At 64.4% G+C, this 23,422-nt stretch carries 20 protein-coding genes; 8 read left to right on the forward strand and 12 right to left on the reverse strand.

Annotated elements, in window-relative coordinates:
- The first annotated feature begins 46 nt into the window (after window positions 1-46).
- A complete protein-coding gene (gene glgB / locus ML540_RS02165) occupies window positions 47-1,960 on the forward strand; it encodes a 1,4-alpha-glucan branching protein GlgB (protein WP_243358223.1) in 1,914 nt (637 codons plus the stop codon).
- Window positions 1,961-2,086: 126 nt separating this feature from the next.
- A complete protein-coding gene (locus ML540_RS02170) occupies window positions 2,087-2,989 on the forward strand; it encodes a DUF429 domain-containing protein (RefSeq protein WP_243358224.1) in 903 nt (300 codons plus the stop codon).
- A 6-nt stretch (window positions 2,990-2,995) separates the two neighbouring features.
- Here ML540_RS02170 and ML540_RS02175 read toward each other — a convergent pair whose 3' ends face one another.
- The 3 genes from ML540_RS02175 to ML540_RS02185 all read right to left on the reverse strand — a co-directional run bounded on the left by ML540_RS02175 (window position 2,996) and on the right by ML540_RS02185 (window position 6,170).
- Window positions 2,996-3,412, reverse strand: a complete 417-nt coding sequence (locus tag ML540_RS02175) for a type II toxin-antitoxin system HicB family antitoxin (RefSeq protein WP_243358225.1) — start codon at window positions 3,410-3,412, stop codon at window positions 2,996-2,998.
- Between the two features lie 9 nt (window positions 3,413-3,421).
- Window positions 3,422-3,607: a type II toxin-antitoxin system HicA family toxin gene (locus ML540_RS02180; RefSeq protein WP_243358226.1), complete on the reverse strand. Its 186-nt coding sequence runs from the start codon at window positions 3,605-3,607 to the stop codon at window positions 3,422-3,424.
- Between the two features lie 109 nt (window positions 3,608-3,716).
- Complete coding sequence (locus ML540_RS02185) at window positions 3,717-6,170, reverse strand: DUF3536 domain-containing protein (protein WP_243358227.1); 2,454 nt, start codon at window positions 6,168-6,170, stop codon at window positions 3,717-3,719.
- 44 nt (window positions 6,171-6,214) lie between these two features.
- Here ML540_RS02185 and ML540_RS02190 point away from each other — a divergent pair, with 44 nt between their 5' ends.
- The 4 genes from ML540_RS02190 to ML540_RS02205 all read left to right on the forward strand — a co-directional run bounded on the left by ML540_RS02190 (window position 6,215) and on the right by ML540_RS02205 (window position 9,872).
- Window positions 6,215-7,150 carry a YkgJ family cysteine cluster protein gene (locus ML540_RS02190; RefSeq protein WP_243358228.1) on the forward strand — a complete coding sequence of 312 codons (936 nt, stop codon included), beginning with the start codon at window positions 6,215-6,217 and terminating at the stop codon, window positions 7,148-7,150.
- A gap of 97 nt (window positions 7,151-7,247) precedes the next feature.
- Window positions 7,248-8,750: a 4-alpha-glucanotransferase gene (gene malQ, locus ML540_RS02195; RefSeq protein WP_243358229.1), complete on the forward strand. Its 1,503-nt coding sequence runs from the start codon at window positions 7,248-7,250 to the stop codon at window positions 8,748-8,750.
- A gap of 40 nt (window positions 8,751-8,790) precedes the next feature.
- Complete coding sequence (locus ML540_RS02200) at window positions 8,791-9,384, forward strand: class I SAM-dependent methyltransferase (protein WP_243358231.1); 594 nt, start codon at window positions 8,791-8,793, stop codon at window positions 9,382-9,384.
- 110 nt (window positions 9,385-9,494) lie between these two features.
- Window positions 9,495-9,872, forward strand: coding sequence for an OsmC family protein (locus ML540_RS02205; RefSeq protein ID WP_243358233.1), 378 nt, complete (start codon window positions 9,495-9,497; stop codon window positions 9,870-9,872).
- 235 nt (window positions 9,873-10,107) lie between these two features.
- On the opposite strand, the gene ML540_RS02210 is transcribed toward ML540_RS02205, so the two are convergent.
- Window positions 10,108-10,773: an HAD family hydrolase gene (locus tag ML540_RS02210; protein WP_243358236.1), complete on the reverse strand. Its 666-nt coding sequence runs from the start codon at window positions 10,771-10,773 to the stop codon at window positions 10,108-10,110.
- Between the two features lie 51 nt (window positions 10,774-10,824).
- Between ML540_RS02210 and ML540_RS02215 the strand changes: the two genes are divergently transcribed.
- Window positions 10,825-11,988 carry an NAD(P)/FAD-dependent oxidoreductase gene (locus ML540_RS02215; protein WP_243358237.1) on the forward strand — a complete coding sequence of 388 codons (1,164 nt, stop codon included), beginning with the start codon at window positions 10,825-10,827 and terminating at the stop codon, window positions 11,986-11,988.
- A 153-nt stretch (window positions 11,989-12,141) separates the two neighbouring features.
- On the opposite strand, the gene ML540_RS02220 is transcribed toward ML540_RS02215, so the two are convergent.
- From ML540_RS02220 to ML540_RS02245, 6 genes are all read right to left on the reverse strand, one after another.
- Window positions 12,142-12,657 carry a hypothetical protein gene (locus tag ML540_RS02220; RefSeq protein WP_243358238.1) on the reverse strand — a complete coding sequence of 172 codons (516 nt, stop codon included), beginning with the start codon at window positions 12,655-12,657 and terminating at the stop codon, window positions 12,142-12,144.
- A gap of 54 nt (window positions 12,658-12,711) precedes the next feature.
- Window positions 12,712-13,287 (reverse strand): TetR/AcrR family transcriptional regulator, encoded by a 576-nt coding sequence (locus ML540_RS02225; RefSeq protein WP_243358239.1) that lies wholly within the window; start codon window positions 13,285-13,287, stop codon window positions 12,712-12,714.
- A gap of 216 nt (window positions 13,288-13,503) precedes the next feature.
- A complete protein-coding gene (locus tag ML540_RS02230; RefSeq protein WP_243358240.1) occupies window positions 13,504-14,427 on the reverse strand; it encodes a YceI family protein in 924 nt (307 codons plus the stop codon).
- A gap of 197 nt (window positions 14,428-14,624) precedes the next feature.
- On the reverse strand, window positions 14,625-15,290 hold the full coding sequence (locus tag ML540_RS02235; RefSeq protein ID WP_243358241.1) for a peroxiredoxin: 666 nt from the start codon (window positions 15,288-15,290) through the stop codon (window positions 14,625-14,627).
- Between the two features lie 186 nt (window positions 15,291-15,476).
- Entirely contained in the window at window positions 15,477-16,280 is an 804-nt protein-coding gene (locus ML540_RS02240; protein WP_243358242.1) for a LysM peptidoglycan-binding domain-containing protein, read from the reverse strand.
- Between the two features lie 182 nt (window positions 16,281-16,462).
- A complete protein-coding gene (locus ML540_RS02245) occupies window positions 16,463-17,494 on the reverse strand; it encodes an OmpA family protein (protein ID WP_243358243.1) in 1,032 nt (343 codons plus the stop codon).
- Between the two features lie 445 nt (window positions 17,495-17,939).
- On the opposite strand from ML540_RS02245, the gene ML540_RS02250 reads away from it, so the two are divergent.
- Window positions 17,940-20,852 carry an insulinase family protein gene (locus ML540_RS02250; RefSeq protein WP_243358245.1) on the forward strand — a complete coding sequence of 971 codons (2,913 nt, stop codon included), beginning with the start codon at window positions 17,940-17,942 and terminating at the stop codon, window positions 20,850-20,852.
- A gap of 79 nt (window positions 20,853-20,931) precedes the next feature.
- Here the strand turns inward: ML540_RS02250 and ML540_RS02255 are convergent, their stop codons facing one another.
- Together ML540_RS02255 and ML540_RS02260 are read right to left on the reverse strand one after the other, a co-directional pair.
- Window positions 20,932-21,633, reverse strand: coding sequence for a hypothetical protein (locus ML540_RS02255; protein WP_243358247.1), 702 nt, complete (start codon window positions 21,631-21,633; stop codon window positions 20,932-20,934).
- Between the two features lie 830 nt (window positions 21,634-22,463).
- Complete coding sequence (locus ML540_RS02260; protein WP_243358248.1) at window positions 22,464-23,162, reverse strand: hypothetical protein; 699 nt, start codon at window positions 23,160-23,162, stop codon at window positions 22,464-22,466.
- Between the last annotated feature and the right edge of the window lie 260 nt (window positions 23,163-23,422).

Raw genomic sequence — 23,422 nt, forward strand, 5'->3', positions numbered from 1 at the left:
TGGCCTATTGTCGGTTCTGATATTTTCACCGCATCCAGGAGCCCCCATGGCCGCAAGCGTCATCCACGGTGTGAGCCTCTTCACCGACCACGATATCTACCTGTTCAAGGAAGGCACACACTTCCGCCTCTACGAGAAGCTGGGCTCCCACCCCATGACCGTGGACGGCCGGGAAGGCACCCTCTTCGCCGTGTGGGCCCCCAACGCCCGCAAGGTCTCGGTCATCGGCGACTTCAACGGCTGGGACCGCAAGGCCCACCCCATGACCGTGCGCTTGGACGGCTCGGGAATATGGGAAGGATTCGTGCCCGGCGTGGGCTCCGGAACGGTCTACAAGTACCACATCACCTCCCGCGTGCACGGCAGGCATCTGGAAAAGGCCGATCCCTTCGCCATGGCCTGGGAGATCCCGCCGCGCTCCGCCTCGGTGGTCTGGGGCCTGGATTTCTCCTGGAACGACGCGGACTGGATGGCCAAACGCACCGAACGCCAGGCCTTGGACGCGCCCGTGTCCGTCTACGAGATGCACCTGGGCTCCTGGAAGCGCCACCACCACAACTGGGACTCGCTCTCCTACCGGGAAATGGCCGACCAGCTGCCCGGCTACCTGGCCGAGATGGGCTTCACCCACGTGGAGTTCCTGCCGGTCATGGAGCACCCGTTCTACGGCTCCTGGGGCTACCAGACGCTCGGCTACTTCGCCCCGTCCAGCCGCTTCGGCACGCCGCAGGACTTCATGCACTTGATCGACAGCCTGCACCGCGCGGGCATCGGGGTCATCCTCGACTGGGTGCCCTCGCACTTCCCCACCGACGGGCACGGCCTGGGGCTCTTCGACGGCACCCACCTCTACGAGCATGAGGACCCACGCCAGGGCTACCACCCCGACTGGAAGAGCTACATCTTCAACTACAGCCGCCACGAGGTGCGCGCCTTCGTCATTTCCTCGGCCCTCTTCTGGCTGGACCACTACCACGCCGACGGCCTGCGCGTGGACGCCGTGGCCTCCATGCTCTACCTGGACTACTCCCGCAAGGACGGCGAATGGGTGCCCAACTGCTTCGGCGGAAAGGAGAACCTGGACGCCATCGAGCTTCTGCGGCGCCTGAACGAGGCCGCCTACACCAACTTCCCCGGCATCCAGACCATCGCCGAGGAGTCCACCGACTGGGGCATGGTCTCGCGCCCGCCCTACCTCGGCGGCCTGGGCTTCGGCATGAAGTGGAACATGGGCTGGATGCACGACACCCTGAATTACTTCTCCAAGGACCCGGTATTTCGCAAATACCACCACGGCCAGCTCTCGTTCTCCATCTGGTACGCCTTCAACGAGAACTTCGTGCTGCCGCTGTCCCACGACGAGGTGGTGCACGGCAAAGGCTCGCTCATGGGCAAGATGCCCGGCGACGACTGGCAGAAGTTCGCGGGACTGCGCCTGCTCTACGGCTACATGTGGACCCACCCCGGCAAGAAGCTCCTCTTCCAGGGCGGCGAGGTGGCCCAGCGCGCCGAATGGAACCACGACGCCGAAGTGGAGTGGGGCCTCTTGCAGTTCCCGGGGCACGAGGGCGTGCGCCGCTGGGTCAAGGACCTGAACGCCCTCTACAAGGCCGAGCCCGCCCTGCACCAGACCGACTTCGACCACAAGGGCTTCGAATGGGTGGACTTCCACGACGCCGAGGCCAGCGTTTTGTCGTTCCTGCGCTTCGGAAAGAACCGTGGAGACATGGTCCTGGCCTGCTTCAACTTCACCCCCGTGGTGCGCGAGAACTACCGCGTGGGCGTGCCCCAGGGCGGACTCTGGCGCGAAATGCTCAACTCGGATTCGGATTGGTACCACGGCTCGGGCGTGGGCAACGCCGGGCGGGTGATGGCCGAGGCCACCGAAAGCCACCATAGGAGCCATACCCTCACGTTGACCCTGCCGCCCATGGGGATGGTGATTCTGAAGCCGGAGTAGAAGAGGGAAGAGTGAAGATGCCTCCGGCGGCCAGAGAGGGCGCTGCCCTCTCTGGACTCTCCCGCCAGGGAACTTCGTTCCCTGGACCTGTTATAGCGTCTCGGGTTCAATGGAGCAGAGGTAGTCATGCGTGTATACGGCGTGGATTTCACTAGCGCGCCCTGCGCGACGAAACCCCTGGTGGTGGCGGAAGGAGAGCTTGCCGGGAGGGAGTTGAGTATTTCAGCCCTGCGCGCCGTGGGCGGCGCGCGAGCGGAGGATGTATTCGAAAACCTGCTGTGCCTGCTCCTGGACACCGGTCCTGTTGTGGCCGGGTTCGATTTTCCCTTCTCGCAGTCCCATAAGATGCTCTCGGCGGCCAATCCCGTTTTCTCGGATCTTGGTTGGCCAGCGTGTTGGGAGGCTTTCGCATCCCGCATCGCCGCTCTACGGCGGGAGGAGTTCGTCGGCCTGTTCGAAGACTACAAGCGCCACCGCAAGGCCGGGGACAAGCAGCACAAAAGGGCGGCCGACGCCCGGGCCAAGGCCCAGAGCCCGCAGACCCTGTATTATACCCCAGTGGGCAAGATGTATTTCGAGGGCGTGAAGGTGTTTCTGCGTGGGGATTTCTGCGTGGTGCCAGTGCGGATGAACGATTCGCCGGTGGTGGCCGTGGAGGCCTATCCCGGCCTTTTCGTGCGGGCCATTGCGAACGGCCCGGGCTACAAGTGTGAGAACCGGAAAAAGATGGGGCCGCAACTGCGGCGCACCCGCCGGGAGAGGCGGGAGGCCATACTCGGGAGTATGGAAGGCCCGCATCTTCGCGCAAGGTACGGATTCACGGCGACCATGGCTCCCGAAGTGCGGAAGGCCGCCCTGGACGACGACACGGGCGACTCTCTCGATAGCCTTATCTGCGCGATCCAGGCCGCCTGGGCTTGGTCCAAACGAAACGAGAACTTCGGTCTGCCCGGCCCCCACTTCATCGACCCTGCCATCCTGGCCTTCGAGGGCTGGATCATGGACCCGCACTGTCGGGTGCAGGACTGAACCCGATCACTCGAACGCCAGCACCAGTTTCTTGCCCAACGCCGCGGCTGCCCGCTCCAACGTTTTGAGCGACGGCCAGTGGGAGGGGTCTTCCAGGCGCTTTGCGGACGGCCACGACGTGCCCAGCGCCCTGGCAAGGTCCGCCAGCGGGCGGTCGCCTCGGGCGAAGTGAACCAGCAGCGCGGCCTGGGTTTTCGCGTCCGGCGACACGTAATGCCCATCCGGAACGTTGGGGGAGGGCACGGGGATGGGCTGGCCGTGTTCGAGCTTGGCTTCCAGCATCACCGAGAGCGCTTCTGTCGCGTTGAACAGAGCCTCCTCCTCGGTTTCGCCGTAGGTGAAGGTGTCATCCATATCCACGAACTGGACATGGTATCCCCCGGTTTCTTCCGGGTGCAGGACAGCCGGATAACGGATCTCCATGGTGTCCTCCTATTTGAGCTTCACGCCGGTCTGACGCTGGATGGCGGCCAGCGTTCCGGCTGGTATGTCGCGTGAGCCGTGAACGGGTACAGGCACAAGACAGCCCTCTTTCATCATGACGTGATGGCTGCCCCGGATGCGGTCGATCGCCCAGCCTTCGGCCTTGAGCCGCTCGATCACTTCGCGTCCGTTCATAGTCTTCGAATGATATATCTAATTTGATAGAATAGCAAGGGCTCCCGTTCGAGACGCGAAGCGATAGGGAATTCCAAAGGGACGAAGTCCCTTTGGCCGCCGGAGGCTCTTACTCTTTCTTGGTTTCTTTCCCCTTCTCTTCCCCCACGACCTTCTCCACCTTCACCTTCAACACCCGTCCAAGCCGCTCGAACGCCTGCACCCAATCCCCCTTCGGCTCCTTGGCCTTCATGGCCGGGTAGACCTTCCGGGCGGCATCGAAGCAGGCGTCCTGGGCTTCGCGCAGGGCCACGGGCAGCGCCAGCGGCACGCACAGCTCCACGGCCGTGAGCAGCGTCTCGAGCCTTGCCGCGACGCGCGGCTTTTCGGCGAAGCGGCGGGCGAACCGTTCCACCCAGACCGAGGCCAGCATGCCGAGCCGTCCCGTATCGAGTTCGAGCCCCCAGCGCCGCACCTGGGCGGCGACGTCCTTCAGGCGCGGGGCGTCCAACGCGTCCGAGGCGAAGATGTCCTCCAGGTCCCGCTGGGCGGCGTTGCGTCCGGCGTCCAGGACCTCGCGCGGCAGGGGCGAATGGACCCAGGCCAGAAATTTCAGGCTCTCCAGGTTTTCGCGGAAGATGCGCCGATTGGATTCGGCGACGACCTCCAGGGCGGGGGCCATGACCCGCGCCAGGATGGAGCGCTGTTCGTCCCTGAAGAGGTTGGCCAGGGAGTATGTGTGCACGACGAAGCGCGAGTGGAGCGTGGAGAGCGCTCCGGCCTTGTCGCCGCGCTCGAAGGCCCGGGCCAGGCTCGCGCGCAGGCGGTGCAGGTCCTCGGCTCCCTCGAAGCGGTCCACGCCGCAGATCGCGTGGTGACCGCCCATGTGCACGGCGGCGATGGTGAAATCCTGGCTTTCGCGGGTCAGTTCCGATGATGCCTGGCACTGGCCGCTGACAACGGAGAACTCCGGGGAACGCAGGGCGGCGAGCCCGATGGCGCGCACGGTCCAGCGGCCCAGGCCGTAGGTTTCCGGCCGGTCGGAGAAGAGGGCGGCCACCCCGGCGTGGGCGGCCACATGGCGAAGACCGGCCCTGGCGGGGCGGGCGTATGCTTCGTAGGCCTTGGCCCCGTTTTCCAGCACGTTGGACGGGGCCAGGGCCAGCATGGCCGCGAAGCGCTTCTCGATGCTGCGGCCGGAGAGATCTTCGGCGAGCTCGGTGCAGCGTGCGGCGTACTGCATGATCTGCACGGTCTCGATGCCGGAGATTTCGTCGAAGAACCAGCCGCAACTGGTGAAGGTGAGTTGGGCCATGCGCACCATTTCCAGGAGCTTGAGCATGGTCACGGCGTCCTGGGGAGAGGGCGGGGCCAGGGCATGCTCGGAGAGAAACCCGGCCGTGTTCTCGGGCGAGCGGTCCAGGATGATGCGGATGGAGGCGTCGCGGGCTGTGGCCGGGTCCTTGAAGAGTTTCGCGCCCTCGCTTTCGAAGATCGAGTCCGCGCGGGCGGCCAGCCAGTCCACGGCCTTTCTGAGCGGCGCGCGCCATGCCTGGGTCCAGCCCGGGCGCGAGCCGGAGTTGCAGCCGCAGTCCGAGCGCCAGCGCTCCACGCCGTGGATGCAGCTCCAGGAGGAGTTCTCGTGGATCTCCACCTGGAACACGGGCGGGTGTTTGGCCAAGTAGAGCCCGAGGTTGGTGAGGCTGACGGAGGGGTCGCCCTCCAGGCGTCCCAGGCAGTAGGCCAGGGCCATGTCCCCGCCGGGATGGTGGTGGCCGAAGGTTTCTCCGTCCGCGGCCACGTGGACCAGCTGCGGCCAGTCGCGCCCCGCGGAGGTGAACGCGCCCAGGAGACGGTCGTAGAAGGCTTGGCCGTCGTGGGCCAGGTTGCTGAAGGCCAGGTCCGAGGAGATGGGGGCGTCGTGGAAGAAGGCGGCCATGGAGCGCCCCGAGGGCAGCTCTATGCGGTAGCCGGCGGTGGGGTCCAGGTCGCCATGGTGCTCGATCCAAGGGGCGGGCGTCCTGCCCAGGCGGCGGGAGCGGCGCGCCTGGCGCTGGGCCAGGAGCACGAACTTGATTCCGGCGTCGGCCAGGGCCTCGAGGCTTGGGGTGTCCACGGCGCATTCGGGCAGCCACATTCCCTCGGGGTCGCGTCCGAAGCGGGCCATGAAGTCCTGGACGCCCCAGAATATCTGCGTGCGCTTGTCGTCCGGGTTGGCCAGGGGCAGGATCATGTGGTTGTAGACCTGGGCCAGGGCCGAGCCGTGGCCGCCGAAGCGCTTGCGCGAGGCCTTGTCCGCCTGGACCACGGCCTCGTGGATGCGCGGCTCGTGCCGGGCCATCCACGAGAGCAGGGTGGGGCCGAAATTGAAGCTAATGCGCGAATAGACATCGATCAGGTTGACGATGCGCCCCTGGGCGTCCAGTATGCGGGCCTTGGCGCAGGGGCCGTAGCATTCGGCGGCGATGCGCTGGTTCCAGTCGTGGTAGGGCGCGGCGGAGTCCTGCACTTCCACCTCCCCGAGCCAGGGGTTCTCGCGCGGGGGCTGGTAGAAGTGGCAGTGGATGCAGACGTGTCTGATCATGCCCCGTGCATAGTCCAATTCTACGAAAGAGGCATTACAGGAAGATGAAAAGCGTTCATTTCGACTGCATTCGCTGCGGCCAGTGCTGCCGGGCCAGCATTCAGCTGGGCTTGGCCGAGGCCCTGGAGTACGACCAGGAATTCCTGCTGGCCCTGGTGTTCTCCATGGAAACCTGGAACCTGGGCGACTTCAAGAAGAACCACCCGGCAGTGCCCATCACCCACGAGGAGCTCCTCACCACCCTGGCCTTCCGCAAGGACAAGCTGGCCCTGGACCAGAGCCGGGACACCGTGTTCCAGGTGGGGCGCGTGCGCGCCACCGGCGAGCGCGTGGTGACGTTTCTTTCCGTGAGCGCCTGCGGCCTGGGCGACTTCGAGGCGGGCGCGGCCAAGTGCCCGGCCCTGGACGCGGCAGGGTCGTGCTCCATCTACGAGCGCCGGCCCCTGGGCTGCCGCGTCTTCCCCCTGGACGCCCTGTACCCGGAGATGCTCCAGAACGTCCCCCTGGCACCGCTCGAGAAACGCCTGCCCTGCGATTTCAGCCAGCAGGCCCCGCTCTTCTGGAGCGAGGGCAAGCTCGTGGACCCCGAGGCGCGCGCCCTGCTGGAAGCCAGGCAGGAGGTAATCCGCAAGGATTCCGTGTTCCTGCCCTATTACGGCATGGCCGCGTCCAACTTCAGTCCCATGCCCAGCCTTTCGGACGTGCTGCTGGCCATCAAGGGCAACGGCAAGCTGGACCTGCCCTTCGTGCCCGCACTGGTCTACCTGGTGGCCTCGGGCCAGGTGAGCCCGAAGCGCGCCGAAACGTGTCTTACGCGCCAGACGCAGCTCGCCGCCAAGGCCGTGGACGCGGCCCTGGCCCGCAAGGACAAGGCCGAGCGCGCCCGCACCACGGTTCTGCGCAACTGCCTGTCGCTCATGGAGTCCTTTCGGGGGCGCATCGCTCAGGCGGCCGACGGGTTCTCAGCTTCGGAGGGATGAAGCGGCGGCGCACCAAACGGATGACAAGACGGCGGCATCGGTGGCAGGATGCAATCGGCCTGAACCATGCCTGCCAGACTGAGCCAGGAGATGCTCGATGCACAGACGCGGCGCGGGAGTGCTTCTTCACGTCACAAGCCTGCCCTCCCCCTACGGGGTGGGCGACATGGGCCCGGGGGCGCGGGCCTTCCTCGATTTTCTGGCCCGGGCCGGGCAGTCCTGCTGGCAGATACTGCCGCTGACTCCCACATCGAGCTTCATCGGCGATTCGCCGTACTCGTCTGACTCGGCCTTCGCGGGCAACCACCTGCTCTTAAGCCCCGATCTGCTCGTCCAGGACGGCTGGATCGAGCCCGTCGAACTGGGCGAGGTGTCCGACCACGATCCCTCACGCGCAGCCTTCCCGGCCGCCGCCGCCTTCAAGGAACGCCTCATTGAGGCGGCGTTCGCCCGCAACTCTGGAAAACTTAAAAATAACGGTAGGTTCGAGCGATTTCGCGCGGACAACGTTCACTGGCTCGACGACTACTGCCTGTTCAAGGCCGTCAAACACTCCCTGGGGGGGATGTCCTGGACGCGCTGGCCCGCCGAACTGCGCGACCGCCACCCGGACGCACTCGAGGAGCGCCGGGACGCCCTGGCCACGAAAATCCTCAAGGAAGCCTTCGCCCAGTTCCTGTTCGCGCAGCAATGGACCGCGCTCAAGGCATACGCGTCCTCCCTGGACATCCTCATCATCGGCGACGCGCCTATCTACGTCACCCAGGACAGCGCCGACGTTTGGGCCAACCCGAAACTCTTCAAGCTCGGGCTGGACGGCGAACCCGTCAGCGTGGCGGGAGTCCCGCCGGACTACTTCAGCGAGACCGGCCAGCGCTGGGGCAACCCGGTCTACAACTGGGCCGAACACGAGCGCACCTGTTTCGCCTGGTGGATCATGCGCCTGGCCCACAACTTCAAGCTCTACGATTTCGTGCGCCTGGACCACTTCCGGGGCTTCGCCGGCTACTGGGAAATCCCGGCCGAGGAAAAGACCGCCGTGAATGGTACTTGGATGGACGCGCCGGGCGAGGCGTTCTTCAAGGCATTGCTCAGGCACTTCCCTACCCTGCCCATCCTTGCCGAAGACCTCGGCGTCATCACGCCGGACGTGCGCGAACTGCGCGACGGGTGCGGATTTCCGGGCATGAAGGTGCTCCAGTTCGCCTTCGGGCCGGGCGTGGGCGAGAATCTCGACGCGCCGCACCACCACGTGGAGAACAGCGTGGCCTACACCGGCACCCACGACAACAACACCACCCGGGGATGGTTCGAGAACGACGCCGACGAGCCCTCGCGCATGGCCTTCTTCGACTACGTGGGGCGCTGGATGGACTCCGGCGAGGTGCCCTGGGCCATGCTTAGGCTGGCCTACATGAGCGTGGCGCGTCTGGCCGTGGCCCCCATGCAGGACCTTTTGGCCCTGGGCCAGGAGGCGCGCATGAACATGCCCTCCAAAGCTAAGGGCAACTGGACTTGGCGCTGCCCCGCCCACGCCCTGAGCGACGAGCTGGCCGCGAAGCTCAAGGCCATGACGGGGCTGTACGGGCGTGGCAGGTAAGGTGGGAATGACGGGCGGCGACGCGGATGAATATGCGCCCATGGCGTCCGTGTACGACGCGGCCACGGCCTGGGCGCTTGATCCGCTCAGGCGCGAGGTGGCGGCCCTGGCAGTCGCGAGCGGGGCCGGGCGCGCCCTGGACGTGTGCTGCGGCACGGGGCGGCAATGCCTGTTTCTTCACCGCGCGGGAGTGCGGGCAACGGGCCTGGACATCTCGCCGGCCATGCTGATCCGGGCGGCTCGCCAGCCTATGCCTGGAGAGCTGGTGCTGGGTGACGCACGGCGGCTGCCGTTTCCGGACGCGGCCTTCGATTTTTGCTCAGTCGCCCTGGCCCTGCACGAGAAGCCGCCCCAGGCGCGCCCGGCCATCATGGGCGAGATGCTTCGGGTCACTCGCCCCGGCGGCATGGTGGCGGTGGTGGACTATCTCAAGCCGGATACGGCCGCGCGCGGGATCCTGGCGCTTGGCGTCAAGGCGGTGGAACGCCTGGCCGGGCGCGAGCACCACGCTTATTACGCCCATTTCATGGCCGGTGGCGGGCTGGAGGGATTTCTCGCCGGGCTGGGGATTGCCCCGGTCGAAATACGGTGGGGCCTGTTCGGGCTCATAGGAATTGCGGTGTTGCGCGCGTGAGCAGCGGTGAGGAGAGGCGAAGAAGCCTCCGGCGGCCAAAGGGACCAGTCCCTTTGGAATCCCGCATCGCTTCGCGCTCAGTGCGTGGGTATTGAGTATCAGGAGGGAACATGATCGTTTGCGAGAGTATGGAGAAGGATTTCCAGGTGCGCTTCACCGACGGCGTGCGCGAGGCCGTGTCGGACACCACGCCGGACCATGGCGGCACGGGCGAGGGGTTCAATCCCCATGCCCTGTTGGAGGCCTCGTTGGGCAACTGCATTGCTATCGTCACGCGCATGTCGGCGCGCAAGCACGGCATCCCGCTTACGGGCGTCATCGTGAAGGTGAATCTCAACCGGGACGATTCGGCCAAGGCGGTGTTCGAGTATTCCGTCGAGTTCACGGGCGACCTGGACGACCAGATGCGCGAGAAGCTTCTGCGCGTGGCCAAGGCCTGTCCGGTGCACAAGACCCTGCAGCGCCAGCTGGAGTTCGTGCAGGTCTAGCTCCGCCCGGGGGGAGGCCGCCGATGCCACGCCCAAGGCGGCGCTTGCACCGGCGGACCGTCATCGCCGCAAGCGGCGATAATTCTGGATTTTTATTTAACAGAACAGGCAGGGGGCGCGGCTTTGCGCGCTCCCTGCCTCTTTTGATGTACTCGCATCGATCGACGCGAAGCTATAAAGGATTCCAAAGGAACGAAGTTCCTTTGGCCGCCGGAGGCATCTTCCCTCTCCCCTCTTAAATAAATCCCCGCTCTTCCAGCTTCCCGATCAGCATCCCGGCGTCCTCTTCCAAAAAGTCCGGCTCCGACTGAGCCAGCTCCTCCCAGGTGGTGCCGCCGCTGGCCACGGCTCCCGCCAGTGTCCCGGCGCGGCGGGCGGTGAGCACGTCCTGGGGGTGGTCGCCCACCATGAGGGCTTCTCTCGGCGCCACGCCCACGGCCTCCAGGGCGGCCAGCAGGTGCGAGGGGTCGGGCTTGACGGCGCCCACGTCCTCGCGGGTGAGCACCACCGGGAGGTACACCCGCGCGTCGGGGAAGACGGCGTCCACGGAGTTGCGGTTGTTGCGGGTGATGACTGCGCTGGCCACGCCTCGGGCGCGCAGGCGGTCCAGGGCGGGGCGGGCGAAGGCGAAGAGGCTGGTGCGGGCGGCGGCTTCGCGTTCCATGTCTTCGATGAGGGCGTGGGCCTGGCGCTCGAAGGCCGAGCCTTGCGGTTCTCCCATGGCTGACGCAAGGGCCTGTATCCACTCCAGGGCGGGCAGGGGGCCGGGCTCGGCGGGGACGCCCGATCGCGCTGCCAGCGCGGCGATACGCCGTTTCATCAGGGCGAAGTCCAGGGCCGGACGGGCCAGGGTGCCGTCGAAATCGAAGACCACAGCGCGCAGGCGCTTGCCGCTTTGCATCGTTGCCTCCAGGCGTTCAACCGGGTATCAGGTGGACCCTCTGGGGGCAAGATGACAGGCTATGATGTGATCATTGCGGGCGGCGGCCCGGCAGGTTCGGCGGCCGCGGCGGTGCTGGCGGCGGCCGGGGCCAGGACGCTGGTGCTGGACAGGGCTGTTTTCCCGCGAGACAAGCTGTGCGCCGGGCTCCTGACCTGGAAGACCGTGCGCACCCTGGAGCGGGTGTTCGGCGTGCCCGTGGCCGCGCTGGAGGCGGCCGGGGTGGTCAACCACAAGAGCTCCTACTACCGCATCCGCCACCGGGAGGCGTCGCTTTCCGAGGGCGCGCTGGTCTATCCGTTCCATTTCGTGAACCGCCGCGTGTTCGACGTCTGGTGCCTGGAGCGCGCCCGCTTGGCCGGGGCCGAGGTGGTCGAAGGCGAGGGCGTGGCCTGGGCCGATCCGGCTCGGGCCGTGGTGCGCACAACAGGCGGGCGGGAGTTTTCCGGAAAACTGCTCATCGGGGCGGACGGGGCGCTCAGCACCGTGCGCTCGCACTGCGGCATCGACCAGGAGCGCTGGCGCAAGGGCCAGGGCATGGGCCTGGAACTGTACCTTCCGCGTGAATGGCTGGGCGGGGTGAAGGGGCTGCACGAGGACGTGACGGCCGATTTCCCCACCATTTATTCCGGGTTCATCGACGCGGGATACTGCTGGAGCTTCCCCCACCGCGACAGGGTGATCGTGGGCATCTGCGGCCTGTACCGCAACAAGCCCGCGGGCATGATCCGGCAGTGCCTGGAAGAGTTCCTGGCGTTCCTGGGGATTCCCAAGGATCATGGCCTGCCCGTGAAGGCCCATCCGCTGCCCTACGGAAACTGGCTCAAAAAGCCCTACGCCGGGCGGACGCTCCTGGCCGGGGACGCGGGCGGGCTGGTGGAGCCGTTTTTCGGCGAGGGCATTCATTACGCCCTGCGCACCGGGGAGCTGGCCGCGCGGGCCTGCCTGGAGGGCCTGGGCAAAAGCGCCGACCCCTGCGGCGTGTACACGGCCGCGCTTGAGAAGGAGATCTTTCCGGAACTCACCTGGGCCAAGCACCTGCGGGACGCGCTGTACTGGTTCGTGCGCACGGGCCTTATCCTGCCGGTGCGGGCGTTCCTGGGCGGCGGCGGGACCAGGCTGCAGGAGATGGTGCACGGCATGCGCTCGTTCAAGCTCCTGCGCAAGCTGGTTTGACGTTTCGAAGGGCGATGCTCGCCAGAAGAGGCCGCCCCATGGGCGGCCTCTTTTTGTTTCGACTGCCAGGACCGCGACCCGTCAGGACGCGGCCGGCTCTTGACCTGACCACGGCAGCGATTCGTGGGGCGGTCCGGGGTCCGGGCCCGATGGCTAGTCCTTGCCGAACGTCTTCCAGACCAGCGACGATCCCACCATGTTTCCGGCCATGACCATGGCGTCCAGCAGATCCGATTCCTGGTAGCCGAGCTTGGTGGCCGCCTCGATGTCGGCCTTGCCGATTGACTGAGGGGCGTCCACCGCCTTCAGCACGAAGTTGAGGAGCGCCTGCTCGTTCTCCTCCAGGGGCTTTTCGGAGCCGGTCTGCGGGATCATGCCAATCTCGTGCTCCTCCAGGCCCATCTTGCGCAGCAGATTGCCGTTGAAGAGCTCGCAGGCCGCGTGTCCGGCCTTCACGGCCACGGCGTAGCGCAGGGCGGCCATGAAGCTGGCCGAAAGGCGCGGGTGGTCCCGGAAGTAGCCGATGACGCCGAACTGCTTGTCGAGGAGTCCGGGGCTGGCGCTGTAGAGCCTGAGCGTCCTGGGCACGCCCACCTCGGGCGGGAAGAAGTCGTAGATTTCCTTGAGGCGGCCAGTGGCCTTGGCGGGATCGGTGGTTTGCAGCAGCATTGCGTCTCCTTTGTAGTAGACCGGTCGGCTAGTTTGTTGGCAAAAAAACGGAGCCTAGACGAGAATCTTGTTGAAAACGAAGTGGATGAAGCGGTCCAGGGGGGCCACGCTCTTTTCGGTCTTCATGCGAAGAAGCGCGCCCTCCCAGGCGTCCAGGATGAACCCGGCGGTCTGGTCGGGGTCGAAGTCCTGGGGGAGATCGCCCCGGTCGCGGGCCTGGGCGAGCAGCTGCGCGAACACTTTAGCTATGCTTGCGAGCGCGCCTTGCAGATGCTCTCGCATGCGCGGCGAGAGGTCGCTCATCTCCTGGGCCAGGTTGCCGAGCGGGCAGCCGCCCTCGCAACCGTTCATCTCGCGCTGGTCGCGCCTGCCCGCGAACACGGCCCGGAGCCGCTCCAGGGGCGGGGCGCCGTCGGCCAGGACATGGCTGCGCGTGGCCAGCAGGTTTTCGAGATAGTGGTCGATGACCGCCAGCCCGAAGTCCTCCTTGGACTTGAAATAGAAGTAGAACGATCCCTTGGGAACTCCGGCCGCGTCCAGGATCTCCTTGAGGCCGGTGCGGTGGAACCCCTGGCGGTAGATGAGCGGCGCGGCCGCCTCGATGATGGCTTTTTTGGTGTCCTGCTTCACGCCGCGTGTAATAGACCGGTCGTCTAGTTCGGTCAAGAGTAAATTTAGGAAAATGGACGAGGCCGGATTTGGAGACTCTTGCCCTGGCGGTGCCTGCCGAGGCGAACTCTCGAAATGGCGCAAGGCGGCGCTCCCGGCCCGCTTGAGCCTCGAGCCGGGAGCGCCGCCCGTATCCGTGTTCCCGGGCCGCAGGTGGTGTCACCTCCGGCTCCTGATTCACACCGCCTGCGTCACCACACGCAGCTGGATGCTTATGATGTCGTGCACCAGATGCATGCCGAGCTTCTCGAAAAGGCGGCCCGATCCGTAGCTCGCCCCCCAGCAGGTGCGGTCCAGGTCGAAGTGGGCCTCGGCCGCCAGGCGGCCGTCGTCCAGGCGCTCCACAGTGGCAGGAAAGCGGAGATCGCGCGTGACGCCGCGAAGCGTCAGCTGGCCCTCTACATCGAAGTTGGCCTCGCCGTTGCCCACGCCCACCATGGTGGTCACGTGGGTGGTCTCGAAGCGGGCGGTGGGGAACACGTCCACCAGGAAGAAGTCGCGGGACTGCAGGTGCGCGATCAGCACCGCCGCCAAGGATGGGTCCGGGATGTTCTCGTTGGCGAGCCTCGTCAGGTCCAGTTCGAAGAAACCGTATACCAGGCGGCCGTCCTTGAAGCGCAGTTCTCCCTGGGAAATGGGGACGGTTCCGGAGTTGCGGCCGTTGCGGCTGCGCCCGATCCACTCAATGCGGCTGGCTGCGGGGTCGGCCATGCGCGAGAAGTCGCCCGAGCCCAGGTCCGAGGGTGACAGCGGCTCCGGCGCGTCTCCTTCCAAGGGGAGCCCGGCCGCCTTCCAGCCGGCCAGCCCGTCCTGGCAGGCGGTGACGTCTTCGTATCCCGCGTCCAGGAGCTTCTCGGCAGCGTCTTGGGCCCCGTGGCAGTGGTGCGAGGCGCTGTAGACCACGATGGGGCGGGCTTTGTCAGGGAAGGCGGCCTCCATCTCGGACAGGAAGACCACCTGGTAGACGCAGTGGTTTACCGCGCCCGGTATGTGCGTAGCGGCGAAATATTCGGGGGGGAGCACATCGACGACGGCCAGGTTCCGCCCCTCGTCCAGCCACTGCTTGAGGTTGGCGGCGGCAATGCTTTTCACGTGGGCCATGGGAAGCCTCCTGAAAGAAGGATGTCCGCCCGGATGCGTCGAACGGATGGTTTGTCCTTCCTGTAGCGCAAGAGGCTCGGGATGGGGAGAAAAATTGCAGGGCAGGGCGCTCTTTCAGGCACGCCCAGGAAAACAACGAAGCCGGGCGCGGACATGCATCCGCGCCCGGCTTGCAGAGGCGTGAGCGCGAGGGACGGCTAGGAGGTCAGGGCCTCGTAGACCTTGCCCACCAGCTTCTCGGAAGGGGTGAGGGTCTTTTCGCCCGGGGTCCACTTGGCCGGGCAGGCCTCGGCCGGGTGGTCCTTCAGGTAGCTGTTGGCCTCCATCTTGCGCACCAGCTCGTCTGCGTTGCGGCCCACGTTGTAGAAGTTCACTTCGGCGCAGACCAGCACGCCCTCGGGATTGATGACGAAGGTGCCGCGCAGGGCCAACCCGGACTCGGGATCGTAGACACCATAATAGCGCGAGACCTTTCCGGTGGGATCGGCGGCCATCTTGTAGCGTACGTTCTCCAGAAGCTTCTCGCTGGTGCGCCAGGCCATGTGGCTGAACTTGGTGTCGGTGGACACAGCGATCACCTCGCAGCCGAGCTTTTCAAGCGCAGCGTGCTTCGAGGCCAGATCCGCGAGTTCGGTGGGGCAGACGAAGGTGAAGTCGGCCGGGTAGAACACCAGCACCGTCCACTTCTTGTCTGCCTTTATCTTCTCCAGGCTCACCTCGCCGAAAAAACCCTCGGCGGGGTCGTAGGTTTCCATGGTGAAGTTCTCCACGGGCTTGCCGACCTTTGCGGTTTCCTGGCAGCAGCATTCGCCACCGTCATGATGGTGGTGATGGCCGTGGTGATGCTCGTATTCGTGAGACATGGTTATCCTCCTGAAAAGACGGTTTGTATTATTCTGAATGATTCCTAAGCTCATTTGAGTCTACACACTTTTTGGGAAAATGCATCTCAAAATCGTTCATCCGGCGAAAACTTTTCCGGTTGGCCAAAACGAAAAGCCCCGCCCATGCGGCGCATGGGCGGGGCTTGACCGGTTGAGGGAGGCGGTTTAGCGCCAGGCGCGTTTCTGCCCGGAATAGCTGAATATTTCGCGCATGGACTCCTGCTTGACCTCCTCGTTCGTGGCAGCGGTCGCGGCCTGAGGAGTGGGGCCATAGGTGCGGTGCACCTCCACCTGATAGGTGATGTGCCCCACATACGGGGTGTCGTCGTACTGCACGCGCTTGACTTCGGTCTGCATGGTGTCCGGGAGGATGACGGAGTAGCTGGCCACGTAGCGGCCGTCTTCCATCTTCACTTCCTTGCGGTCCTTGGTGTTCTGGGCCAGGGCGGTGGATTTCTCCAGCCACTTGCGGGCGTATTCGTGGAAATCCGTCTTGACCTTCTCGTAGGTGGCGTCGTCGTCCACGAACTTGCCGCCCTTCTTCCCTTTGCCCTTGGTGGGCGCGGTGGCGGCCTCGACTCCGTAAGGATCGCCCTTGGAACCCTTGGCTGCCTTGGGTTCGTTCTCCTGGGCCGGTTCCTTTCCGCTCACCGGCTTGGGGGTGGCAGGCTCGGCGGTCTTGCCCGGGATGGTCAGCACCATGCCTGCCTTGATGGCCTTGGCGTTGGCCAGCTTGTTGGCGGCCATGAGTTCGCCGGCGGGGACGCCGAACTTCTTGGCGATGACCGCCACGCTTTCACCCTTTTTGACCGTGTGGGTCAGGGGCGGCGGCGGGGGCGGCGGCGGGGGGGGAGCCGGTTCCGGGTTGACTTGTGCCACCGGCGCGGGCTCGGGTTTGTCCCCGCCCAGCAGGCCGCATCCCGTGAGCGTAAGGCTTAACGTCAGGGCTGCTATGATGGGTTTGACCATGAACGAACCTCCGTTGGGTCTGGAAGACCCTTCCGCCGGTCGCGCCGGAATCCCCGGCGTCTGGCGGAAAGCGAAACCGAAGATAAGCCATGACGCTCTTCAGGGCAACCGCTCGGAGACCAAAAAGAACAGGCGGGGCCTTTCGGCCCCGCCTGCATGTTTCGCTGATCGGCGCTAGGGGACTAGTTCGACTTGAACTTGATCTCCACGCGACGGTTCATCTTGCGGCCTTCAGCGGTCTTGTTGTCGTAGCGGGGGTTCATCTTGCCGAAGCCCACGGCGGTGATGCGGCCGGCGTCGATGCCCTTCTTCACGAAGTAGGCCTTCACGCTGTTGGCGCGGCGGATGGACAGGGCCATGTTGTACTTCTCGGAGCCGATGGAGTCGGTGTGGCCCTCGAGGATCACGGCCAGGTTGGGCTTGGACTTGATGATGGCGACGCCTTCGTCAAGAACCGGGATGAATTCCTTCTTGATGTTGTACTTGTCGAAGTCGAAGTAGATGGAGCGGAAGATCACCACTTCGTCGTCGATGAAGTCGTACAGGGAGCACTTCAGGAAGTCTTCACGAGCGGCCTGGTTGCGCAGGATCTCTTCGCCCAGGGCGAAGCAGCCGCACTTGGACAGGGCGGCGATTTCCTTGTTGACCATCTCGCCGTGCTTGTTGTCGGCGAAGCTGATCACGCTGAAGCAGATCTTGTCGCCGTACTTGGCCTGCATCTGCTTGGCCACGCCGACGGGATCCACGCCCAGGTTGGAGTCGCCGTCGGAGAGGATGATGACGGCGGTCTTGCCGGACAGCCCACCGATGACCTTGTCGAGGTCCTGCAGGCCAACACCCATGGGGGTCATGCGGCCGTAGGCTTCATAGTCGGTCTTGATGGGGGCGATGGCCTTGTCCATGGCGGCCTTGTCGTAAGGAGCGACCTTGGCGTACTCCTTGAAGGGAGCGAAGGTAGCCAGGCCGGCCTTGTAGGGCAGGGCGGGGATGAGTTTGTTCAGTTCCACCAGGGTGGATTTGGCCATCATGATCTTGGACACTCCGCCGAACTGCACATAACGCTGTCCCTTGTAGGAAAACGCCATGGAGCTGGAGTGGTCGACGAACAGGATGAAGTTGTCCACCTTCGGAACCATTTTCTTGGCAGCGGCCGGAAGAGCCGTGCCGACCAGGGCCATGATCAGCATGGCCACGATGATGCGCATTTTCTTCATGCCCGACATAAGTCCTCCTTCCGGATCAAAGTGATGTCGCGTAAAAAATTGAGCCACCCTCAGAGCCAAATAACGCGGATCAACCGGGACCGGTTCCCGGCGAGGATCACGCGTCTCCTCCCGTATTCGATACCTGAAAAATCGCCTTCTGGGCAAGCGATTTTCCCGGAACGGATTCCTCTTTAGTTCATTTCAAAAGTTTAAGCAAGGATTTGGCCGCATCACTCTCAAGCAACCACGGCATATTCCTGCAAATCCTTGCCTGCAGCCGCTTCCCGTCACGCTTGGCGAGGGGGTGCAGTCCCTCAATTGTGAACAAACTTTAATCTTTCTTGCCCCAACCTCGTCAAGATGGCAAGCCAAAATCACAACTCGGCTTTCGGCAGGCTTGGCTTGTGCGCGCCCCCTGCGTTAGGAGAGGGCAACATCACGAAAGGGAGAGACAATGTCCGCCATAGACGCCTTCGAACTCGTGCACGACGGCCGCATCGACGAATATTCCATCCAGGCCCGGCTCTACCGCCACAAGCGCACCGGGGCCGAACTGCTCTCCCTGAGCTGTCCGGACGAAAACAAGGTTTTCGGGGTGAGCTTCCGCACCCCCCCGGCGGACTCCACCGGCCTGCCCCACATCCTCGAGCACTCCGTGCTTTGCGGGTCGCGCAAGTATCCGGTGAAGGAGCCCTTCGTGGAGCTGCTCAAGAGCTCCCTCCAGACCTTCCTCAACGCCTTCACCTATCCCGACAAGACCTGCTATCCCGTGGCCAGCGCCAACCTGGCCGACTTCCACAACCTCGTGGACGTCTACCTGGACGCGGTCTTCCACCCGCGCATCCCGGAAGAAATCTTCGGGCAGGAGGGCTGGCACTACCATCCCAAGGACGGCGGACTCGTCTTCAAGGGGGTGGTCTATAACGAGATGAAGGGCGCCTATTCCTCGCCCGAAAGCCTGCTCTCGGACCAGTCCCAGCGCCAGGTGTTCCCCGACGTGACCTACGGCGTCGATTCCGGCGGCGATCCGGCCCATATCCCGAGCCTCACCTACGAGCAGTTCAAGGATTTCCATCGCCGCTACTATCATCCCTCCAACGCCAAGTTCTTCTTCTATGGCGACGACGACCCGGCCTCCCGGCTGGAGATCCTGGAGGAATACCTCAAGGATTACGACGCGCTGGGCATCGACTCCGAGGTGGGCCTTCAGCCCAGGTTCACCGAGCCCCGCCGGATCGAGGCTCCTTACGCCTGCGCCAAGCCCCAGGAGGGCGGCCCTGCCCCCAAAGCCTACTTCACCCTCAACTGGCTGCTGCCCGAAGTGCGCGACATGGAGGAGGTCCTGGCCCTCTCGGTGCTCGAGCACGCCCTCATCGGCCTGCCGGGCTCGCCCCTGCGCCGGGCCCTCATCGGCTCGGGCCTGGGCGAGGACCTGGCCGGCGGCGGTCTCGAGACCGAACTGCGCCAGATGTACTTCTCCATAGGCCTGAAGGGCGTGGACCCCGAAAACCTCCCCAAGGCCGAAGCCCTGGTGCTGGACACCCTCAAGGCCGTCCATGCGGCGGGCATCGACCGCGACGCCGTGGAGGCCGCCCTCAACACCATCGAGTTCCGCCTGCGAGAGAACAACACCGGCTCCTTCCCTCGCGGCCTTTCGCTCATGCTCCGCGCCCTGACCACCTGGCTGCACGGCGGAGACCCCCTGGCCCCCATCCGCTTCCAGGCCCCCCTGGACGCCCTCAAGGCCAAGCTCGTCAACGGCTCAGAGCCGCTCACGGCCCTTCTGCGCGAGCATTTCCTGGACAACTCCCACCGGGTGTGCGTGAACCTGCTGCCCGATCCGGAGATGTCCGAACGACTGGTGGCCGAGGAAAAGGCCCGGCTGGATTCGGCCCAGGCCGCGCTCACTGAATCCGGGCGCAAGAAGGCCATCGATCTTGCCGCGCGCATCGAGACCTTCCAGGAGACCCCGGACGCACCCGAGGCCCTGGCCGCGATCCCCAAGCTGCACCTGAAGGACCTGCCCACGCAAAACAAGGCCATCCCCGGCCAGTGGCGCGACGGCGCGGTCTTCTTCCACGATCTGCCCACCAACGGGGTCATCTATCTGGAGCTTGGATTCGACCTGGCCGGCGTGAGTCCGGAGCTTCTGCCCCTGGTGCCGCTCTTCGGCCGCGCTCTCTTCGAGATGGGCACGGACCGCGAGGACTTCGCCGCCTTCTTGAACCGTGCCGCCCGCAAGACCGGCGGCGTCGGGCGCGAGGTGTCGCTGTCGGCCGTGAAGGACGCTGGGCCGGGCCGCGCCTCCTCCAGGCTCATCCTCTCGGGCAAGGCCACCCCGGACCGCACCGGCGAGTTCCTGGAAATCCTGTGCGACTCCATGACCCGGGCGAACCTTGCCGACGAGACCCGCTTCAAGGAGATGCTCTTCGAGGCCAAGGCCCGCGCCGAGCGCCGCATCGCCCCGTCCGGGCACGTCTATGCGTCGCGCAGGCTCAAGGCCCGTTTCCACCGCGCCGCCCTGGCCGAGGAGCGCCTTTCCGGCCTCACCGGCGTCGAGTCGCTGCGCGCCTGGGCCGCGGATTTCGACCGTTCCTGGCCCTGGCTCAGGGACGGGCTCCAGGAACTGCGCAATCAGGTGCTCCGGCGCGACAACCTCCAGGTGAACGTCACCCTGGACGCCAAGAACTACGAAGCCTTCGAGCCCAGGCTCGGCGGCATGCTCTCCTCGCTGGCCGCCGGGGGCTATTCCCCGCAGGATTGGCCGAGCCTCGCGCTTCCCGAGCGCGAAGGCCTGTCCGCGCCGGTGCAGGTGAACTTCGTGGCCCAGGGCCGCGACCTGAACGAACTCGGCTACACCCCTCATGGCTCCATGCTGGTGGCCTGCCGCTACCTGCGCAACGCCTACCTCTGGGAGCGCGTGCGCGTGCGCGGCGGTGCCTACGGGTCCTTCTGCTCCTTCGACCGCTGGTCGGGGGTGCTGGCCATGCTCTCCTACCGCGACCCCAACATCGTGAAGACATTGGACGCCTTCGCCGAGGCCGGGGAGTTCCTGTCCAGGCTGGACATTCCCGCCGAGGAACTGGAACGCGCCATCATCGGCACCGTGGGCGACATCGATTCCTACCTGCTGCCCGACGCCCAGGGACACGCCTCCATGGCCCGGCACTGGGCCGGGGACTCCGACGAGGCCCGCCAGGAGGTACGCCGCCAGGTCATGAACACCACCCTGGACGACCTGCGCCGCGCGGGTGAGGTGATGACCAAGGCCATGCACGGCGCGCCCGTGGTGGTGCTGGGCTCCGAGGAGGGGCTGAAGGACGCGGGCAAGACGCTGAAGGGCCTGGAGATAAACAGGGCCATGTAAGCCTGGCGTCGATATTCCGTATATGTTCGAGATGTGATTGATGGGCGGGCCGGGCTTATGCCCGCCCCGCCCGTCGCGTTCAGTTCTCGGGCATGCTCAGTTCAATGTAGCGCAACAGGTCTCCCTCCCTTGCCTTGCCGGCCTTGCAGCGGGCCTTGAGCGCGGCGAGTTCGGCGGCGCGCGTTGCCCCGGGCAGGCGGTCATCCATGATCCCGGCGTTCTCCAACACCGGAGCGCTCATGCGCCCGGCCACGGCCCGGCGAATTCTGGCGCGCGGGTCCTCTGCCCCGGCCTGCGCGGAGCGAGACGCCATGGCCCCGGATCTGGCCGGAGAGTTGCCCCATATGGCGGCTTCCAGGTAATCCCGGATGTGCTTGTAGAGTTCCAGGAATAAGCCTGGGTGCGAGTTGGTCCCGTGCATCACGTGTTGTCCAAGCCCTCTGGGGAGGTGGCGGATGTAGTCGGCCACCATGGGATATACCGTGGGGAAAAGCGGGTCGGCCGCCGCCAGCGTCTGGAGCAGTGTGTTGTCGTTATTGTTCTTGCGCGCTGCCCGACCTTGTGCTTTGTTCCGGTTGTACGTTTCGACAAGACGCGAGCGTTGTTCCGCCATGGCCTGCCAGCGCATGCGGCCCATCGGGTCCTGGGGCGGCGGCCCGAGGGGCGGGATCATGACATCGGGATTGCCGTCGCCGTCGATGTCCACGGCGTTCAGATGGTTGATCATGCCCGGAGTGGCCATGAGCCTGGCCAGTATGGACTGGAATGGGGTCCGGGGCATGGCCGCCAGGGGTGCGATCCCCGGCTGCCGGATTCCGCCGCGCTCGATTCCTGGGCTTGAGCCCGGCGTCGCATGATTTCTTCGTCCGGCAGGTCGGACTCGCCGGGCGCGAATCCGGCGAGGTGCTCGATGTAGCGTTTGTACCGCTGCTCGTTGAGAGCCTGCCGGTCGGCCGCTTCCGAGGCGGCGGGGTCGGTGCGGGTAGATGGTGAATAAGGCATTTCGGGGTTCCTCCTGTAGGATGGTGTTTTGCCTTGGCTCTTAGCCAAAGCTCCCCGAAGTGTAGGCAGGAGCGCTTTTATTTCATCCCATATAGCGGTATGTGGGAAAAAAGTTTGGGTGAGGGCGAAGTTTTTTTGTAAACTGTCCAGAGAACCACGATTCGCAGCTGGAGTGTTTATGATGAGAATCAAACCACTATCTGAGTGGCCGGATAAAGCGAGGGCTTTGTATGAGGCTGTTGTTTTTATTGCTGGAATTGTTGCTGCAGTATTGTTTATACGCAGTTAGGAGGTGGAGGCTGCTATGGAATTGGAGTTGCTTGTGCTCCCTGACAGAGAGATTCAACCGTTATCTTATCGTGTTAGCAAGTCAATAAAAATGTTATTATTTGCATTTGCTTCTTTTGGGTTTGTGATACAGCTTGTTGTTAGTATAATGAAAGTATGGTGGGCGTAGTGAGAGCAGCTTGCTTGATATTTTTTGATGCAGCTTTTAAAATTTTCGGTTATTACGTTGCCGTAGTTGTGATATATTATTCCATGTGCCTCGATTCGCTGGTGTATATTATGAAAAAGCTGGCTGACTAATAGTCAGCCTGCTTTAAATCTTCAGGGACGACCGTAGTATGTGCCAATTTCGTCTGGCGTCATGTTCTCAAAAATAGGGACGCTCGGCTCAGTCCTCAATTCATGCTCGTAGCTGTCCTTCATCCAGCTTGGAGTACCACTAATTAAGGCGTTGGTCGCAGCACCTAGGCCGCCGGCCAATGCCGCAGCTGGTCCCCCTACAAGCCCGGCCATGAAACCAACACCGCCTTGCAGTGCGGCGTTACGGGTGGGGAGGGTATTCGAATGCAGCCTTTGTTGTATCTCTTCTTCCGTCGCCATTCGCATTTTGGGGCGAGTATCTATGGCCGGTTCAGAAGAGCTTATTGTTGAACGGTCTTGCGCCATGATCGGCGTGTCGCCATACTTGGAGGAGTAATCCTCGAAATCCTGTTGGCGCGTCTGCGTCTTCAGGGCGTTGGACGCAGCGCTCCCCGCAGGCGCGGAATTGTTGTACACAGCCTTGTCCAGGACCTTGTTCGTCTGCGCTTGGGCATAGTCCGCGATGGGGTGGGCCTTGTTCTGGGCCGCGCCATAGATGTTCAAGTCCAGCGGGGCAGGCGTGTCCGAATCAATCTTCTTGACGTTGCTCCGGTCGACCGTGCCGTATGCCGTCCCCGGGTTTACTGGCGGAGCTCCCTCGCCTGGCGGGATGATAATCACTCCATTGTTCTCGTTTGAATCCTCAAAATCTCTGCCCATGGTATTTCCTCCCTTGAGCGCGGTTGCTTTTTCCCACTCATCGCAGCCAAGTCTTGCCAGGGAGCTTGGCCGGTCCATCGCCGTTCGATCGGCCTGACCAGCTTCGGAAAGCTTGCAGCCAACCCTCCGGCGTTTCAGCCGGAATGGGTTCAAGCATACCCGGGAGTAATGAAATTGCACCCCACATAGCGCTATATGGGAAGAAAGGTGAAATAAACCAGGCGGGGTTTTAACAGAGGGAAGAACGTTCAAGGCCCAAT

Source organism: Fundidesulfovibrio terrae, from assembly GCF_022808915.1.
Taxonomy (GTDB): domain Bacteria; phylum Desulfobacterota; class Desulfovibrionia; order Desulfovibrionales; family Desulfovibrionaceae; genus Fundidesulfovibrio; species Fundidesulfovibrio terrae.

Excerpts from the sequence above, each read along its gene's own strand:
- glgB (WP_243358223.1), top strand. The coding sequence starts at position 47 with ATGGCCGCAAGCGTCATCCACGGTGTGAGCCTCTTCACCGACCACGAT.
- ML540_RS02170 (WP_243358224.1), top strand. The coding sequence starts at position 2,087 with ATGCGTGTATACGGCGTGGATTTCACTAGCGCGCCCTGCGCGACGAAA.
- ML540_RS02175 (WP_243358225.1), bottom strand. The coding sequence starts at position 3,412 with ATGGAGATCCGTTATCCGGCTGTCCTGCACCCGGAAGAAACCGGGGGA.
- ML540_RS02180 (WP_243358226.1), bottom strand. The coding sequence starts at position 3,607 with ATGAACGGACGCGAAGTGATCGAGCGGCTCAAGGCCGAAGGCTGGGCG.
- ML540_RS02185 (WP_243358227.1), bottom strand. The coding sequence starts at position 6,170 with ATGATCAGACACGTCTGCATCCACTGCCACTTCTACCAGCCCCCGCGC.
- ML540_RS02190 (WP_243358228.1), top strand. The coding sequence starts at position 6,215 with ATGAAAAGCGTTCATTTCGACTGCATTCGCTGCGGCCAGTGCTGCCGG.
- malQ (WP_243358229.1), top strand. The coding sequence starts at position 7,248 with ATGCACAGACGCGGCGCGGGAGTGCTTCTTCACGTCACAAGCCTGCCC.
- ML540_RS02200 (WP_243358231.1), top strand. The coding sequence starts at position 8,791 with ATGGCGTCCGTGTACGACGCGGCCACGGCCTGGGCGCTTGATCCGCTC.
- ML540_RS02205 (WP_243358233.1), top strand. The coding sequence starts at position 9,495 with ATGATCGTTTGCGAGAGTATGGAGAAGGATTTCCAGGTGCGCTTCACC.
- ML540_RS02210 (WP_243358236.1), bottom strand. The coding sequence starts at position 10,773 with ATGCAAAGCGGCAAGCGCCTGCGCGCTGTGGTCTTCGATTTCGACGGC.
- ML540_RS02215 (WP_243358237.1), top strand. The coding sequence starts at position 10,825 with ATGACAGGCTATGATGTGATCATTGCGGGCGGCGGCCCGGCAGGTTCG.
- ML540_RS02220 (WP_243358238.1), bottom strand. The coding sequence starts at position 12,657 with ATGCTGCTGCAAACCACCGATCCCGCCAAGGCCACTGGCCGCCTCAAG.
- ML540_RS02230 (WP_243358240.1), bottom strand. The coding sequence starts at position 14,427 with ATGGCCCACGTGAAAAGCATTGCCGCCGCCAACCTCAAGCAGTGGCTG.
- ML540_RS02235 (WP_243358241.1), bottom strand. The coding sequence starts at position 15,290 with ATGTCTCACGAATACGAGCATCACCACGGCCATCACCACCATCATGAC.
- ML540_RS02240 (WP_243358242.1), bottom strand. The coding sequence starts at position 16,280 with ATGGTCAAACCCATCATAGCAGCCCTGACGTTAAGCCTTACGCTCACG.
- ML540_RS02245 (WP_243358243.1), bottom strand. The coding sequence starts at position 17,494 with ATGAAGAAAATGCGCATCATCGTGGCCATGCTGATCATGGCCCTGGTC.
- ML540_RS02250 (WP_243358245.1), top strand. The coding sequence starts at position 17,940 with ATGTCCGCCATAGACGCCTTCGAACTCGTGCACGACGGCCGCATCGAC.
- ML540_RS02255 (WP_243358247.1), bottom strand. The coding sequence starts at position 21,633 with ATGCCCCGGACCCCATTCCAGTCCATACTGGCCAGGCTCATGGCCACT.
- ML540_RS02260 (WP_243358248.1), bottom strand. The coding sequence starts at position 23,162 with ATGGGCAGAGATTTTGAGGATTCAAACGAGAACAATGGAGTGATTATC.